Annotated in this window: 16 protein-coding genes; 8 read left to right on the top strand and 8 right to left on the bottom strand. The window is 65.9% G+C overall.

All coding sequences use genetic code 11. The features are described from left to right. The first annotated feature begins 17 nt into the window (after nt 1–17). The 5 genes from RU09_RS05690 to RU09_RS05670 all read left to right on the top strand — a co-directional run bounded on the left by RU09_RS05690 (nt 18) and on the right by RU09_RS05670 (nt 5,047). The gene (locus RU09_RS05690; RefSeq protein ID WP_052492875.1) at nt 18–1,439 is read left to right on the top strand and encodes a dipeptidase; all 1,422 of its coding nucleotides are present in this window, start codon (nt 18–20) and stop codon (nt 1,437–1,439) included. 71 nt (nt 1,440–1,510) lie between these two features. After that, on the top strand, nt 1,511–1,876 hold the full coding sequence (gene erpA, locus RU09_RS05685; RefSeq protein WP_042538408.1) for an iron-sulfur cluster insertion protein ErpA: 366 nt from the start codon (nt 1,511–1,513) through the stop codon (nt 1,874–1,876). 96 nt (nt 1,877–1,972) lie between these two features. Then, a complete protein-coding gene (gene ctaC / locus RU09_RS05680) occupies nt 1,973–2,872 on the top strand; it encodes an aa3-type cytochrome oxidase subunit II (RefSeq protein WP_042538406.1) in 900 nt (299 codons plus the stop codon). A gap of 3 nt (nt 2,873–2,875) precedes the next feature. Then, a complete protein-coding gene (gene ctaD, locus RU09_RS05675) occupies nt 2,876–4,609 on the top strand; it encodes an aa3-type cytochrome oxidase subunit I (protein ID WP_042538403.1) in 1,734 nt (577 codons plus the stop codon). 3 nt (nt 4,610–4,612) lie between these two features. Beyond that, nucleotides 4,613–5,047: a cytochrome c oxidase subunit 4 gene (locus RU09_RS05670; protein ID WP_042538402.1), complete on the top strand. Its 435-nt coding sequence runs from the start codon at nt 4,613–4,615 to the stop codon at nt 5,045–5,047. 54 nt (nt 5,048–5,101) lie between these two features. Here RU09_RS05670 and RU09_RS05665 read toward each other — a convergent pair whose 3' ends face one another. The 7 genes from RU09_RS05665 to ctaE form a co-directional block, all read right to left on the bottom strand. Continuing rightward, nucleotides 5,102–5,521 carry a rhodanese-like domain-containing protein gene (locus RU09_RS05665; RefSeq protein WP_042538401.1) on the bottom strand — a complete coding sequence of 140 codons (420 nt, stop codon included), beginning with the start codon at nt 5,519–5,521 and terminating at the stop codon, nt 5,102–5,104. A gap of 86 nt (nt 5,522–5,607) precedes the next feature. Next, nucleotides 5,608–6,108 carry a GNAT family N-acetyltransferase gene (locus RU09_RS05660; RefSeq protein WP_042538399.1) on the bottom strand — a complete coding sequence of 167 codons (501 nt, stop codon included), beginning with the start codon at nt 6,106–6,108 and terminating at the stop codon, nt 5,608–5,610. Beyond that, nucleotides 6,105–6,518: a RidA family protein gene (locus RU09_RS05655; RefSeq protein WP_042538580.1), complete on the bottom strand. Its 414-nt coding sequence runs from the start codon at nt 6,516–6,518 to the stop codon at nt 6,105–6,107. Before RU09_RS05655 ends, RU09_RS05660 begins: the two co-directional genes overlap by 4 nt. Nucleotides 6,519–6,613: 95 nt before the next feature. Continuing rightward, nucleotides 6,614–8,428, bottom strand: coding sequence for a cytochrome bc1 complex cytochrome b subunit (qcrB, locus tag RU09_RS05650; RefSeq protein ID WP_042538397.1), 1,815 nt, complete (start codon nt 8,426–8,428; stop codon nt 6,614–6,616). After that, nucleotides 8,425–9,501 carry a cytochrome bc1 complex Rieske iron-sulfur subunit gene (qcrA, locus tag RU09_RS05645; RefSeq protein ID WP_042538395.1) on the bottom strand — a complete coding sequence of 359 codons (1,077 nt, stop codon included), beginning with the start codon at nt 9,499–9,501 and terminating at the stop codon, nt 8,425–8,427. Before qcrA ends, qcrB begins: the two co-directional genes overlap by 4 nt. 36 nt (nt 9,502–9,537) lie before the next feature. After that, entirely contained in the window at nt 9,538–10,341 is an 804-nt protein-coding gene (gene qcrC / locus RU09_RS05640) for a cytochrome bc1 complex diheme cytochrome c subunit (protein ID WP_042538393.1), read from the bottom strand. Nucleotides 10,342–10,361: 20 nt separating this feature from the next. Then, nucleotides 10,362–11,015, bottom strand: coding sequence for an aa3-type cytochrome oxidase subunit III (ctaE, locus tag RU09_RS05635; protein ID WP_153302215.1), 654 nt, complete (start codon nt 11,013–11,015; stop codon nt 10,362–10,364). 192 nt (nt 11,016–11,207) lie between these two features. Here ctaE and trpD point away from each other — a divergent pair, with 192 nt between their 5' ends. Beyond that, nucleotides 11,208–12,272, top strand: a complete 1,065-nt coding sequence (gene trpD / locus RU09_RS05630; RefSeq protein ID WP_042538391.1) for an anthranilate phosphoribosyltransferase — start codon at nt 11,208–11,210, stop codon at nt 12,270–12,272. A gap of 8 nt (nt 12,273–12,280) precedes the next feature. Further along, entirely contained in the window at nt 12,281–13,267 is a 987-nt protein-coding gene (locus tag RU09_RS05625; RefSeq protein ID WP_042538576.1) for a PHP domain-containing protein, read from the top strand. 1 nt (nt 13,268) lies between these two features. Here RU09_RS05625 and RU09_RS05620 read toward each other — a convergent pair whose 3' ends face one another. Next, nucleotides 13,269–14,204, bottom strand: a complete 936-nt coding sequence (locus RU09_RS05620) for a 5'-3' exonuclease (RefSeq protein ID WP_042538389.1) — start codon at nt 14,202–14,204, stop codon at nt 13,269–13,271. A gap of 204 nt (nt 14,205–14,408) precedes the next feature. Here RU09_RS05620 and RU09_RS05615 point away from each other — a divergent pair. Further along, nucleotides 14,409–15,357: S1 RNA-binding domain-containing protein (locus RU09_RS05615; protein WP_042538386.1), on the top strand; the 949-nt coding region annotated here is incomplete at its 3' end.

The raw sequence follows: 15,357 nt of genomic DNA, 5'->3' as shown, positions 1-15,357 counted from the left end.
ACCTTAAGATTACTCGCATGACATCTCCTGCCCAGCCCGGCGACCAGAATCTGTCCAGCGAACGCGAGCCCGCCGTCCTCGAGGCGGTCTCGACGGGGTTTCCCGCGGCGCTGAGCGACCTGGGCGCGCTCGTCCGCATCCCCGGCATGGCATGGCCTGCGTTCGATCAGACGCAGCTCGAACGCAGCTCCGAAGCCGTCGCGGCACTGGCCACGGCCACCGGGGTCTTCGACGACGTGCGCGTTCTCCGTGCCGCGATCCCCGGCACCGACGAGCACGGGCAGCCGGCGGTGCTCGCGACGCGCGCAGCACGCAACGGCAAGCCGACGATCCTGCTCTACGCGCACCACGACGTACAGCCTCCGGGTGACGCCGCGCTGTGGGAGACGCCGCCGTTCGAGCCCACCGTCCGCGGCGGACGTCTCTACGGTCGAGGCGCTGCGGACGACAAGGCGGGCATCATGGCGCACATCGCTTCGATCCGTGCGGTCGCCGAGGTCGTCGGCGACGATCTGGAACTGGGCATCGCGATGTTCATCGAGGGCGAAGAGGAGTACGGTTCCCGTTCCTTCGCGCAGTTCCTCTCCGACAACAAGGAGGCGCTCCGCGCGGATGCCATCGTGGTCGCGGACTCGGGAAACTGGGACTCGGTGACTCCCGGCCTCACGGTCTCGCTCCGCGGCAACGCACGATTCACCGTGCGCGTGCGCACGCTCGACCACGCATCGCACTCGGGGATGTTCGGGGGAGCCGTCCCCGACGCGATGATGGCCACGGTCAAGATGCTCTCCACGCTCTGGAACGAAGACGGCTCTGTCGCGGTCGAGGGGATGACCGAGCGCGATGCGCCCACTCCCGAATACACCGAGGAGACGCTTCGGGACGAAGCGGGCCTTCTGCCCGGCACCTCGCCGATCGGCGGCGGCAGCATCCTCAGCCGGATCTGGAACAAGCCCGCTGTGACCGTCATCGGAATCGATGCGACCAGTGTCGCGGCGGCGTCGAACACCCTCCTTCCCCAGGTGACGGTCGTCGTGAGCGCGCGCGTCGCGCCTGGTCAGACCGGTGAAGACGCGTATGCCGCTCTCGAGGCGCATCTGCGAGCGAACGCGCCGTACGGCGCGGAGCTGACGTTCTCGGACGTCGATCTCGGCAACGGCTTCCTCGTCGACACCAGTGGCTGGGCCGTCGCGCTCACCCGCGACGCCATGCGGGACGGCTACGGCGTCGCCCCTGTCGATCTCGGCGTCGGCGGATCGATCCCGTTCATCGCCGACCTCGTGCGGGAGTTCCCCGATGCGCAGATCCTCGTGACCGGCGTCGAGGACCCGCACTCGCGGGCCCACAGCCCCAACGAATCCCTGCATCTCGACACGTTCCGCCACGCCGTGGCGACCGAGGCCCTGCTGCTCTCGCGGATGAACGACATCATCATCTGAGCCCGATCGGCGAGGCTGAGGGTAAAATCGAGTTACCAGCCGTGCGAGCACGGCCCGTCCGAAGGAGCGACATGAGCGACACCACACTGACCTCAGCAGAGACCACCCAGGCGCACGGCGTGAAGCTGACCGACGCCGCGGCGATCAAGGTGAAGAACCTCCTCGAGCAGGAGGGCCGTGACGACCTGCGTCTGCGCGTCGCCGTCCAGCCCGGCGGATGCTCCGGCCTGATCTACCAGCTGTACTTCGACGAGCGGTTCCTCGAGGGGGACGAGACCGTCGACTTCGACGGCGTCGAGGTCATCATCGACAACATGAGCGTCCCGTACCTCGATGGCGCATCCATCGATTTCAAGGACACGATCTCCGAGCAGGGCTTCACGATCGACAACCCCAACGCCGCGGGCAGCTGCGCCTGCGGAGACAGCTTCCACTGACCCGGACCCCTCCGCCAACCTGCGTGGTTGGCATGAATCAGGTGTGAGGTTGCCCTAGACTTGGGTGTGCCCTGTCCGCAATCTGAAAGGTGCATCGTGCCCTCGAAACGCCGCCTTCGTTGGGCCGCTCTCCCCCTGGGAGTAGCGGCAGCCGTGGCCCTGGCGGGATGTACTGCCACTGAGCTGAACGGTTACCTCCCGGGCTTCGTGGAGGGTGAGCCTGCGGCCACCAACCAGACCGAGCGCGTGTCGTCGCTCTGGGTCAACTCGTGGATCGTCCTGCTCGCCGTCGGCGTGATCACCTGGGGCCTGATGGCCTGGGCCGCGATCGCCTACCGCCGCCGCAAGGGCCAGACGGGTCTGCCCGTGCAGATGCGCTACAACATGCCGATCGAGATCTTCTACACGGTCGTGCCGCTGATCCTCGTGCTGGGAATGTTCTTCTTCACGGCCCGTGACCAGTCGGCGATCGAGGCGAAGTGGGACGAGCCCGACGTCGAGATCACGGCGATCGCCAAGCAGTGGGCGTGGGACTTCCAGTACGACGGCGAAGAGGAAGACAACTCCGACGCCGTCTGGACCATGGGAATCCAGGCTCAGCCCGATGCGGACGGCAACATCGACCAGGCGCAGCTGCCCACCCTGGTGCTGCCGGTCGACGAGAAGGTCACGATCAACCTCCAGTCTCGCGACGTCATCCACTCCTTCTGGATCATCGACTTCCTCTACAAGAAGGACATGTACATCGGGAAGGACAACTCCTGGTCCTTCATCCCGACCCGTGTCGGCGAGTACGCCGGCAAGTGCGCCGAACTGTGCGGCGAGTACCACTCGATGATGCTCTTCAACGTCAAGGTCGTCGAGCAGGACGAGTACGACGCCTACCTCCAGACTCTCGAGGAGGAAGGCAACACCGGAGACATCACGGACGCCTACGACCGTCTGTCGAACTACCCCGGGACCACCGCCCCGACCTCCGAGGAAGGAGAGGAGTAAGCCATGTCGACCACTGAAGCCCCCCGCACCGACGAGGCCCCTCGCTCTCGACCCACCACTCTGCCCGCACGCCAGGCTGCTCTCATGAGCACGTCGCGCGTCGAGCAGAAGGGCAACATCGTCGTCAAGTGGATCACCTCCACCGACCACAAGACGATCGGGTACATGTACCTCATCGCCTCGGTGCTGTTCTTCCTCCTCGGCGGCGTGATGGCCCTCGTCATCCGCGCAGAGCTGTTCGCTCCCGGGATGCAGATCATCCCGACCAAGGAGCAGTACAACCAGCTCTTCACGATGCACGGCACGATCATGCTCCTCATGTTCGCGACGCCGCTCTTCGCCGGCTTCGCGAACGCGATCCTGCCGCTTCAGCTCGGTGCACCGGATGTGGCGTTCCCGCGTCTGAACGCCTTCGCCTTCTGGCTCTTCCTGTTCGGCTCGACCATCGCGGTCGCCGGCTTCCTCACCCCGCAGGGCGCTGCGTCGTTCGGCTGGTTCGCCTACCAGCCGCTCGCCAGCGCGTCGTTCTCGCCGGGTGCAGGTGGAAACCTCTGGATGGTCGGACTCGGAATCTCCGGCTTCGGAACGATCCTCGGCGCGGTGAACTTCATCACCACCGTGATCACGATGCGTGCTCCCGGAATGACGATGTGGCGTATGCCGATCTTCTCGTGGAACACGCTCATCACGAGCCTTCTGATCCTCATGGCGTTCCCCGTCCTCGCAGCGGCGATCTTCGCTGCAGCCGCGGACCGCATCCTCGGCGCTCACATCTACGACCCGGCGAACGGCGGTGTTCTGCTCTGGCAGCACCTCTTCTGGTTCTTCGGTCACCCTGAGGTGTACATCATCGCCCTGCCGTTCTTCGGAATCGTGTCGGAGATCTTCCCGGTCTTCAGCCGCAAGCCGATCTTCGGGTACAAGACGCTCGTCTACGCGACGATCGCCATCGCCGCGCTGTCCGTCGCCGTGTGGGCGCACCACATGTACGTGACCGGCTCGGTCCTGCTGCCGTTCTTCGCCCTGATGACCATGCTCATCGCGGTGCCGACGGGTGTGAAGATCTTCAACTGGATCGGCACCCTCTGGCGTGGGTCCGTGACGTTCGAGACGCCGATGGTGTTCGCGCTCGGCTTCCTGGTGTCGTTCGTCTTCGGTGGTCTGACCGGCGTGATCCTCGCGGCTCCGCCCCTCGACTTCGCACTGTCCGACTCCTACTTCGTCGTCGCGCACTTCCACTACGTCGTCTTCGGCACCGTGGTGTTCGCGATGTTCGCCGGCTTCTACTTCTGGTGGCCGAAGTGGACAGGACGCATGCTTAACGAGCGTCTCGGCTACGTGCACTTCTGGATGCTGTTCATCGGCTTCCACATGACGTTCCTCATCCAGCACTGGCTGGGTGTCGACGGCATGGTGCGTCGCTACGCCGACTACTCGGCGGCTGACGGCTGGACCTGGCAGAACCAGGTCTCGACGATCGGTGCGATCATCCTCGGCGCGTCCATGCTGCCGTTCTTCCTGAACGTCTGGATCACGGCTCGCAAGGCGCCCAAGGTCACGGTCAACGACCCGTGGGGCTATGGAGCTTCGCTCGAGTGGGCGACCTCCTGCCCGCCGCCGCGCCACAACTTCACGTCGATCCCGCGCATCCGCAGCGAGCGTCCTGCATTCGACCTGAACCACCCGGAGGCGGCGGAGTTCACACCGGCCGCACCCGGCGAGCGAGAGGGCCACTGAGCCATGCGCGACAACGTCATCCTCTGGTGGGTCCTGACCGCCTTCTTCGCACTGGTCGGAGTCGTCTACACCGGCTGGCATATCCTTGCCACGCCGTCGGACAACTTCGCCGAGCGCATCGAGTGGGTCGGCACCGTGGCACTGTTCTTCGCCGCGTTCATGGGCGCGATGATCGCCTTCTACCTCGACCGCACGCATAAGGCTCAGAACGGCGAGCTGCCTGAGGACATCCTCACGAGCGACATCGACGACGGCGACCCCGAACTGGGTGAGTTCAGCCCCTGGTCCTGGTGGCCGATCGTGCTCGCCGGATCCGCCGGAGTCTTCGTGGTGGGTCTCGCCGTCGGGCACTTCCTGCTCCCGATCGGCCTGGCGATCTTCGTGGTCGCGATCGTCGGCTGGGTCTACGAGTACTACCGCGGGAACTTCGCCCGCTGACATACAGCGAGAAGGCCCCTGGGATTCCCTCCCGGGGGCCTTCTGCATGTCGGGCTATGCTCGCGAGCGGATCCGGGCGATGCCGGTCAGGGGGTCGACAGGGCGGCGGTGAACGCCGTCGGCATCCTCCACGGGGTAGCCCTCCCTGACCCAGTACTCGAACCCGCCGATCATCTCCCGAACGGCATATCCGAGCTTCGCGAACTCGAGAGCGCCCTTCGCGCCCGCGTTGCACCCCGGACTCCAGCAGTAGACCACGACGGCGGAGCCGGCCGGTATCTCAGCCGGCGCGCGATCCGCGATCTCGCTGTAGTGCATATGCGTGGCCCCTGCGACGCGTCCCTGAGCCCAGGCCTCGTCGGAACGGACATCGATGATGACGATGCCGTCCTCGGCCCGGAGAGCGGCGTACACGTCACTCGCGTCGGTCTCGTAGGCGAGTTTGGCGGCGTAATACTCAGTGCGATCGATCATCTCCCCAGCCTAGGAAGACGCGCGGGCACCTGCCGTCGTCTTCCCGACGATGTCAGACCGGATTCCGCCAATGTCGACGTGGCGTCTCAGAGCTCGACCGTCATCTGCACCCGGCGTCCGTATCGATCGAGACCGAGAGAGGTCTCGGTGTCCACGAGGCCGCGCTGGAACGGAGTCTCGGGGATGCTCTCGAGAAACCCGCACGACGAGTAGAACGGAGCGTTCCAGGGGATCTCCGCGTACGTCCGCAGAGTCATGCGGGTATAGCCATGCTCGCGTGCGGCCTCCAGAGCGGCGCTGACGAGTCGGCGCCCGAACCCCTGGCGTCCGGAGGTCGGAAGCACGGAGAGCTGCTCGAGGTGCGCGTGGCCGTCGGCATCGAGGACGTGCACGAAGCCGACGGGGGAGCCGCTCGAGTCTTCCAACACGAGCACGAACCCCGGAGCTGCGAGTCGTTCAGCGCCATCGCCTGCGGGCGGCCACTCCGGCGCCCCCAGGCGGTCGATCAGGAGCGCGTCGGCCTGCATCTCGATGGCGTGCAGGATCTCCGCGTCCTCAACGACGGCCGGCCGGATGAGATCGCTCACCGTGCATCCTCCGCGACTGCCGCGATCGCTTCGATCTCCACCAGCTGGTGGTCGTACCCGAGCACGGTGACGCCCAGGAGTGTGCTCGGTGCGTCATGGTCGCCGAAGGCGTCGTGGATGACATCCCAGGCCGTGACCAGATCAGCCTGGGACGACGAGGCGACGAGTACGCGCGTGCTGATGATGTCCGAAAGCGTGGCGCCGCTGGCATGCAGGGCGATGTCGAGGGTCTTTACGCAGCGTGCAGCCTGTGCGGCATAGTCGCCGGGGGCGGTCGTCGAGCCGTCGTCTTCGAGGGGGCATGCACCCGCGAGGAAGATGAGCCGGGAGCCGGCTGGGGCGGTCGCCGCATATGCATAGGGTGCTGCGGCGAGGTCGGCGGAACGGATGAGTTGGACTGCTGAGCTCATGTCACGATTCTGCCATGTGCACATGAACGGCGACCGGATGCGAAAAGGCCCTGTCCGAGATCGAACAGGGCCTTTTCGGGCGAGAACCGGCGGTCTTACTCGCTGTCCTCGGACTTCTTCTTGCGGGGCTTCTTCACCGGCTCGGTCGAGATGACCGTGCTGGGGGTGTTCGCCGTCTCATCGACGTGGGTCTCGCTGACGGTGATCGGGGCATCCGGGACGCCTGCGCGCTCGTGAGCGCCCTGGATCTCGGCCGCTTCGGTCTCGTCGTTCTGGGCGGTCACGTGATGCTGGTGCGCATCTGCAGCCTCGATCTCGGCCTGCGTCAGCGGAGCGAGACGATCTTCGAAGAACCAACGTGAGATGGCGGAGCGCAGGTTCTCAGTCCACGAGATGCGTCCCTTCGCATTCGGACGCACGACCAGCGGCTCGTAGCCGTCGACATCGATGAGCTTCCAGCGGTCGTACTTGTCGACGGGCTGGTGGACCTCGATGAACTCGCCGCCGGGAAGGCGGACGATGCGGCCGGACTCGAAGCCGTGCAGGACGATCTCGCGGTCCTTCTTCTGCAGAGCGATCGCGATGCGCTTGGCGATGAAGTAGCCGAGAACCGGTCCGACGAACAGCAGCGCCTGAAGCGCGTGGATCACGCCCTCCATCGTGAGCATGAAGTGCGTCGCGATGAGGTCGGACGATGCTGCAGCCCACAGGACGGCGTAGAAGACGACTCCGGCCACGCCGATGGCGGTCCGGGTCGCCGCGTTGCGCGGGCGCTGAGCGATGTGGTGCTCGCGCTTGTCCCCCGTGACCCAGGCCTCGATGAACGGGTAGATCGCTACGAGCACGATGAACAGACCGAGGACGACCAGCGGCAGCAGGATGCCGAAGGACCAGGTGTGATCGAGGAAGACCACATCGAGGTTCGACGGAGCGAGTCGCAGAGCGCCGTCGGCGAATCCGATGTACCAGTCAGGCTGCGTGCCGGCCGAGACGGGGGAGGGGTCGTACGGGCCGTAGTTCCAGATCGGGTTGATCTGGAAGAACGTCGCGATCAGCACGATCGTGCCGAAGACGATGAACAGGTAGCCGCCCATCTTCGACATGTACACGGGCATCATCGGGTAGCCGACGACGTTGTCGTTCGTGCGGCCGGGGCCGGCGAACTGCGTGTGCTTGTTGACGATCATCAGCATCAGGTGCACGGCGATGAGGCCGATCACCAGCAGCGGAAGCAGCAGGATGTGCAGCGTGTACAGGCGTCCGACGATGTCGGTGCCGGGGAACTCGCCGCCGAAGAGGAGGAACGAGGTCCAGGTGCCGATCAGCGGGATGCCCTTGATCATTCCGTCGATGATGCGCAGACCGTTGCCCGAGAGCAGGTCGTCGGGAAGGGAGTATCCCGTGAAGCCCTCGGCCATGGCGAGGACGAACAGCACGAAGCCGATCACCCAGTTGAGCTCGCGGGGCTTGCGGAACGCACCGGTGAAGAAGACGCGCAGCATGTGCACGCCGATGCCGGCCACGAAGACGAGTGCGGCCCAGTGGTGGATCTGGCGCACCAGGAGGCCACCACGGAGGTCGAACGAGATGTGCAGCGACGACTCGAGCGCCGCCGACATCTCGATTCCGCGCATCGGGGCGTAGGCGCCCGTGTAGTGCGTCTCGACCATGGAGGCCTGGAAGAAGAAGGTCAGGAAGGTTCCGGAGAGGAACACGACGACGAAGCTCCACAGCGCGATCTCACCCAGCATGAACGACCAGTGGTCGGGGAAGATCTTGCGGCCGAGCTCCTTGACGAAGCCGGAGATGCTGGTGCGCTCATCGATGTAGTTCGACGCGGCGCCGACGAATCGACCGCCGAGAGGCGCCTTGTTGTCCTTGTCCTCTTTGGACAGCGTTGCGGTGCTCAATGGCGCTCCCAGAAGCTCGGGCCGACGGGCTCGGTGAAGTCACTGCGTGCGACGAGGTAGCCCTCGTCGTCGACGGTGATGGGCAGCTGCGGCAGCGGACGTGCGGCCGGTCCGAAGATGACCTTGGCGTGATCCGTGACGTCGAACTGCGACTGGTGACAGGGGCAGAGGAGGTGGTGGGTCTGCTGCTCGTACAGTGCCACGGGGCATCCGACGTGCGTGCAGACCTTCGAGTACGCGACGATGCCGTCGTACGACCAGTCCTTGCGGTCCTCGGCCTCGATGAGCTGCTCGGGGCGCAGGCGCATCATCAGCACGATGGCCTTCGCCTTCTCCTCGAGGTAGCCGTCGTGGTGGCTGAGCTCGGCGAGGTCCTCCGGGATCACGTGGAACGCGGATCCGAGGGTGACATCGGCCGCGCGGATCGGCGTGCCGTCGGGGTCGCGGACGAGGCGCTGACCCTTCTCCCACATGGTGTGCTTCAGCAGCGTCACCGGGTCGCCCGCGGTGGGGTCGTCCGGCGTGCTGTGCGGAGCGAGACCGCGGAAGAGCGTGACCCCGGGGATGATCGAGGCCACGATCGCCGCGAACAGCGAGTTGCGGATCATCGTGCGTCGTCCGAATCCGGACTCCTCGTTCGCCGTGGCGAAGGCCTCGACGACCGCCTCTCGCGTCGAGTCCTTGCCCCGGGTGGGGTGGCGGTGCTCGATGTGCTCCTTGTCGCTCATCAGCGCCTTGGACCAGTGGATCGCGCCGATGCCGATCGAGAGCAGCGCCAGTGCGATGCCCAGACCGATGAAGAGATTGTTCTGACGGATGTCGATGAGCGCGCCGCTCTCGATGGGGAAGAGCATGTAGGCGGCGACCGCCCAGATGCTTCCTGCCAGCGAGAGATAGAACAGCGTGTAGACCGTGCGCTCTGCAGCCTTCTCAGCGCGCGGGTCCTTGTCGGTCATCCGCGCGCGGTGCGGCGGCAGCCCCGGGTTCTGCACGGGATCGCTGACTGCGACACCCAGCCCTGGAGAGGGCTGGTAGGCCCTGTCAAGAGCCTGCGAGTCGTCGTCGTGTGCCATGGTGCTCCTCGTACGTTCCTCTTCGATGAATAAGCGTCAGTTGGACTTCGCCGTGATCCACACGGTGATGGCGACGAGCGCGCCGATTCCGAAGATCCAGACGAACAGGCCCTCGGAGACGGGACCGAGCGAACCGAGCGAGAAACCGCCGATCTGCACGGACTGCTGCTGGTAGAGCAGAGCCGAGATGATGTCGCGCTTGTCTTCGTCCGACAGGTTCATGTCGCCGAAGACGGGCATGTTCTGGGGGCCCGTGACCATGGCGGCGTACATGTGCAGCGCGCTGGTCTCGGTCAGTGCCGGGGCGTACTTGCCCTCGGTGAGTGCTCCACCGGCTGCCGCCACGTTGTGGCACATCGCGCAGTTCACGCGGAACAGCTCTGCGCCGTTGGCGACATCTCCGCCGCCGTCGAGGATGTGGTCCTCGGGGAAGGTCGGACCAGGAGCAGATGCCTGCACGAAGGACGAGATCGCGAGGATCTGCTCCTCGGTGAACTGCGGCTCCTTCTGGGGTGCCTGCGGTCCCTGCATCTGCAGGGGCATGCGACCCGTCGACATCTGGAACTCGACTGCGAGCTCGCCGACGCCGTAGAGGCTCGGTCCGTTCGCCGTGCCCTGCATGTCGAGACCGTGGCAGGTGGCGCAGTTCGCCGTGAACAGCTTCTCGCCGTCCTCGACCGTGAGCGTGTTCGCAGCAGTGGTCTGGGTGTCGGTCGCAGCGAAGGCTGCGGATGTGCCGGCGTATACCGCGCCGGTGATCATGAGGCCTGCTCCGATGAGGGCTGCCGCAGCCAGTGGGCTGCGACGGCCATTCGAACGGCGCTTCTTCTCTCGTGCCATCTCGGGGATCAGCTCCGCTCTTATTTCAGGAAGTAGATAACGACGAACAGCACGATCCAGACGACGTCGACGAAGTGCCAGTAGTAGGACACCACGATCGAGGACGTCGCCTCTTTGTGCCGGAAATTCTTGACGGCGTATGCACGCCCGATGACGAGGAGGAACGCGATCAGACCGCCGGTGACGTGCAGGGCGTGGAAGCCGGTGGTGATGTAGAACGCGGACGCGTACGAGTCGGCGCTGATCGGCAGGCCCTCTGCGACGAGCTGTGCGTACTCCCACACCTGCCCGGAGACGAAGATCGCGCCGAGTGCGAAGGTGAGGAAGAACCACTCGACCATGCCCCACCCGAACAGGCGGCGACGGCCTGCGCCGTTCTTCTGCCCCTTGGCGATGCGGTACGGCTGCAGGTCCTCCGCCGCGAACACGCCCATCTGGCAGGTGAACGAGGAGAGCACGAGGATCGCCGTGTTCACGAACGCGAACGGCACGTTCAGCAGTTCGGTGCGGTCGGCCCAGAGCTCGGGGGAGGTGCTGCGGAGCGTGAAGTAGATCGCGAAGAGTCCCGCGAAGAACATCACCTCACTGCCGAGCCACACAATGGTGCCGACAGCTACCGGGTTGGGGCGCTTGATCGTTCTTGCCGCCGGGGCATACGTCGCTGAGGTCGTCACCCTTCCATTATGGCCGATCCGCGGGGATGATTCTCGCACCGGAGGCCCCGGTTTCGCCCTCAGGCGACTTAGGCGACCCTAAGAAAACGCTGCGAATCCTCGGTGAATACGCGGGAAACGAGGGATGGTCGAACTTCGAGTCGTGGTTCGGAAGAGCCTGCACGTTTTCCCGGCGCCGATAGGATCGCACACATGGCTGATTCCCTGACCTGGTCCGACGTGCTCACCACTCTTCTGGAGCGTCGTGATCTCAGCGTCTGGGAGTCCACCTGGGCCATGCGCCAGATCATGCGCGGCGACGTGACCCAGGCTCAGCTCGCCGGCTTCCTCGTCGCTCTCCGGGCCAAGGGGGAGACGATCGACGAGATCGTCGGCTTCCGCGACGCCATCCTCGAGGCGGCCGTCCCGCTGCCCGTGTCGCCCGACGTCCTCGACATCGTCGGCACCGGCGGCGACCGTGTCGGCACGGTCAACGTCTCGACGACCGCCGCGGTCATCATCGGCGCCACCGGCATCCCGGTCGTCAAGCACGGGAACCGTGCTGCCAGCTCGGCCTCGGGGTCGTCCGACGTGCTGAGCGCACTCGGGCTGGAACTCACCCTCGATCCCGCAGCCGTCTCGTCGATCCTCGACCGCACAGGCATCACGTTCGCGTGGGCCGGTGCCTTCCACCCGGGGTTCAAGCACGCGGGGGCTGTCCGGGCCGAACTCGGCGTCCCCACGGTCTTCAACATGCTCGGCCCGCTGTGCAACCCGGCTCGCGCGGAGGCGAACGCCGTCGGCGTGGCTCAGCTCGAGCGTGTCCCCCTCATCACGGGTGTGTTCCGCACGCGAGGCGCGACGGCGCTGGTGTTCCGCGGAGACGACGGGCTCGACGAGTTGACCACCACGGGGCACAGTCGCATCTGGGAGGTCACGCGCGGTGACATCCACGAGCACGACCTCGACCCGCGCGACCTCGGCATCCCGATCGCGGACCTCGCGGATCTGATCGGCGGAACCCCCGATCACAACGCCGCCGTGCTGCGCAGGACGCTCGACGGCGAGACGGGAGCCGTGCGAGACATCGTCCTGCTCAACGCCGCTGCGGGGATCGTCGCGTTCGAGCTCTCGCAGGATGCGACGCAGGTGCAGCGCCCTATCCTCGAGCGTCTGCGCGAGGGATACGAGCGAGCGGCCGCCGCGGTCGACGACGGCCGCGCGATCGCCAAGCTCGATGAGTGGATCGGCGTGAGCCGCGAGCTCGCGTCGGCGTAGACACCACGATGGATCCCGTCGCCGCTCTGCTCGAGATCGCCTCGCTGCTCGAGCGCGAACGGGCATCTCGATATCGGGCGAAGGCCTTCCGCCAGGCCGCGGCGACCTTGCAGCAGCTGCCGGAGGACGTGCGCGCAGATCCTACGAGGCTGCGCGCGGCGAAGGGGATCGGCGAGTCGACGTTCGCGGTCATCCGGCAGGCACAGAGCGGAGAAGTGCCCGGCTATCTCGTCGAGCTGCGCGGCGATGTCGAGCCGGAGCGGGTCTCGGAGCTGAGAGCGAAGCTGCGGGGCGATCTGCACGCGCATACGGATTGGTCGGACGGGACGACGCCCATCCCCGTCATGGCGGCGGCTGCGCGAGCGCTCGGACACGAGTACCAGGCGATCACCGACCACTCACCGCGCCTCAGGGTCGCCCGAGGGCTCTCACCCGAACGGCTGCGCGAGCAGATCCCGCTGGTGCGTGCCGAGACGGGGGACGGATTCACGCTCCTCGCCGGCATCGAGGTCGACATCCTCGAAGACGGCGCCCTCGACCAGGACGACGCGCTGCTGGGCGAGCTCGACATCGTCGTCGCGTCCGTGCATTCCAAACTGCGCATGGACGCGAGGCCGATGACGGCTCGCATGATCGCGGCTGTCTCGCACCCGCGGGTCAACGTCCTCGGCCATTGCACGGGCCGCCTCGTGCAGGGCGAACGCGGCACTCGCCCTGAATCGCAGTTCGATGCAGCAGCGGTCTTCGCGGCGTGCGCGGAGAACGGAGTGGCTGTCGAGATCAACTCCCGGCCCGAACGTCAGGATCCGCCCGACGAGCTGATCGCGATCGCGTTGCAGGCGGGCTGCCTGTTCTCGATCGATTCGGACGCGCATGCACCGGGTCAGCTCTCGCTGCTCGATCACGGTGCGGAACGGGCGGAGCGAGCCGGCGTCCCCGCATCGAGGATCGTCACCACCTGGGGACTCGACCGGCTGCTCGCCTGGGCGAGCTGAGTCAGCCCTCGATCGTCGCGATCGCGGCCACGGCGCGGGTCATCGAGCCTCCGAGGTTCCACTTCTCCGCGAGCGCGGTCGCAGCATCGACCTCGGACGGGTCGAGCGGACGGAGTGCGTCGCTCGGCACCGCGATGTCGAGGTCGGGCGCCACGGCTACCACGGTCGGGGCGACATCGAGGTAGTCCGCCGCGGCGAGGATCTTCGCGCGGACGCCGGCGCTCATGCCCTCGCCGGCTGCGGCCGCCTCTCGGATGCCCACCAGATCGCCATGGGCCTGGAGGAGAGTGGCTGCTGTCTTCTCTCCGACGCCTGCGACGCCGGGCAGTCCGTCGGAGGCGTCGCCGCGCATCGTCGCGAAGTCGGCGTACTGGCTGGGCAGCACGCCGTACTTCGCCACCACGACGGCATCCGTGACGATCTCGAGGTTGCTCATGCCCCGAGCCGTGTAGATGACGCGGATGTTCCTCGAGTCGTCGACGAGCTGGAACAGATCCCGATCGCCTGTGACGATGTCGACAGGCATGGTCGCGTGCGTCGCGAGGGTGCCGATGACGTCATCGGCCTCGTGCTCGGCGACCCCGATGATCGGGATGCCGAGCGCTCCGAGCGTCTGACGGATCAGAGGGATCTGCGCCTTGAGGGGATCAGGGACCTCTTCGACGTCGGGACCGGCGGTGACGACCTCGACGACTCGATGCTCCTTGTAGCTGGGGATCAGGTCGACGCGCCACTGGGGCCGCCAGTCGTCGTCCCAGCATGCGACCACGTGGGTCGGCTCGTACAGGGTGACCAGCTTCGCGATGATGTCGAGCAGCCCTCGCGCGGCGTTGATGGGAGACCCGTCTGGTGCCGTGACCTTGTCAGGCACTCCGTAGAAGGCGCGGAAGTAGAGGCTTGCGGTGTCGAGCAGGAGAAGCTTGTCGGCGCGGGGCATGGAGACAGTCTGTCAGCGCGCCGAGCGAGGATGTTATCGAGTCCGTCATATCGCCCGGTGATCTGATAGCCTTGATTGTCACTAGTGGCGTGTCTATGCATGCCTTGGTGTCGAAAACCAAATCAATCGCTGCAGAGCTCATCGTCGGCCGTGCGCGGCCGGAGCGCTCAGCCCGAGTCTCCATTCACAAGGACAACCCACTACATGACTACCGCAACGACCGCCCCGGCCACCAAGCAGGTCGCGATCAATGACATCGGATCTGCTGAAGACTTCCTGGCCGCGGTCGAGAAGACCCTGAAGTTCTTCAACGACGGCGACATCATCGAGGGAACGATCGTCAAGATCGACCGCGATGAGGTCCTCCTCGACGTCGGATACAAGACCGAGGGTGTCATCCCCTCGCGCGAGCTCTCGATCAAGCACGACGTCGACCCCAACGAGGTCGTCAAGGTCGGCGACGAGGTCGAGGCCCTGGTTCTCCAGAAGGAGGACAAGGAAGGCCGTCTGATCCTCTCCAAGAAGCGTGCGCAGTACGAGCGCGCCTGGGGAGACGTCGAGAAGATCAAGGAGAACGACGGCGTCGTCACCGGAACGGTCATCGAGGTCGTCAAGGGTGGACTCATCGTCGACATCGGTCTCCGTGGCTTCCTGCCGGCCTCGCTCATCGAGCTGCGCCGCGTCCGCGACCTCACGCCGTACCTCGGCCAGGAGATCGAGGCCAAGATCCTCGAGCTCGACAAGAACCGCAACAACGTCGTGCTCAGCCGCCGTGCGCTGCTCGAGCAGACGCAGTCGGAGTCGCGCACCACGTTCCTGAACAACCTCCACAAGGGTCAGGTCCGCAAGGGTGTCGTGTCGTCGATCGTCAACTTCGGTGCGTTCGTCGACCTGGGCGGCGTGGACGGCCTCGTGCACGTCTCCGAGCTGTCCTGGAAGCACATCGAGCACGCCTCCGAGGTCGTCGAGGTCGGCCAGGAGGTCACCGTCGAGATCCTCGAGGTCGACCTCGACCGCGAGCGCGTCTCCCTGTCGCTGAAGGCGACGCAGGAGGACCCGTGGCAGGTCTTCGCCCGCACCCACGCGATCGGTCAGGTCACGCCGGGTAAGGTCACCAAGCTCGTTCCGTTCGGTGCGTTCGTTCGCGTCGCAA

Origin of the sequence: Microbacterium sp. MEJ108Y (assembly GCF_000834175.1) — a bacterium.
Taxonomy (GTDB): Bacteria; Actinomycetota; Actinomycetes; order Actinomycetales; family Microbacteriaceae; genus Microbacterium; species Microbacterium forte.
The sequence above is the reverse complement of the archived record's forward strand: the minus strand, read 5'-3'. Positions and strand labels throughout refer to the sequence as shown.

Excerpts from the sequence above, each read along its gene's own strand:
- RU09_RS05620 (WP_042538389.1), bottom strand. The coding sequence starts at position 14,204 with ATGCCCCGCGCCGACAAGCTTCTCCTGCTCGACACCGCAAGCCTCTAC.
- qcrC (WP_042538393.1), bottom strand. The coding sequence starts at position 10,341 with ATGGCACGAGAGAAGAAGCGCCGTTCGAATGGCCGTCGCAGCCCACTG.
- ctaD (WP_042538403.1), top strand. The coding sequence starts at position 2,876 with ATGTCGACCACTGAAGCCCCCCGCACCGACGAGGCCCCTCGCTCTCGA.
- trpD (WP_042538391.1), top strand. The coding sequence starts at position 11,208 with ATGGCTGATTCCCTGACCTGGTCCGACGTGCTCACCACTCTTCTGGAG.
- RU09_RS05655 (WP_042538580.1), bottom strand. The coding sequence starts at position 6,518 with ATGAGCTCAGCAGTCCAACTCATCCGTTCCGCCGACCTCGCCGCAGCA.
- erpA (WP_042538408.1), top strand. The coding sequence starts at position 1,511 with ATGAGCGACACCACACTGACCTCAGCAGAGACCACCCAGGCGCACGGC.
- RU09_RS05625 (WP_042538576.1), top strand. The coding sequence starts at position 12,281 with ATGGATCCCGTCGCCGCTCTGCTCGAGATCGCCTCGCTGCTCGAGCGC.
- qcrA (WP_042538395.1), bottom strand. The coding sequence starts at position 9,501 with ATGGCACACGACGACGACTCGCAGGCTCTTGACAGGGCCTACCAGCCC.
- RU09_RS05670 (WP_042538402.1), top strand. The coding sequence starts at position 4,613 with ATGCGCGACAACGTCATCCTCTGGTGGGTCCTGACCGCCTTCTTCGCA.
- RU09_RS05690 (WP_052492875.1), top strand. The coding sequence starts at position 18 with ATGACATCTCCTGCCCAGCCCGGCGACCAGAATCTGTCCAGCGAACGC.
- RU09_RS05665 (WP_042538401.1), bottom strand. The coding sequence starts at position 5,521 with ATGATCGATCGCACTGAGTATTACGCCGCCAAACTCGCCTACGAGACC.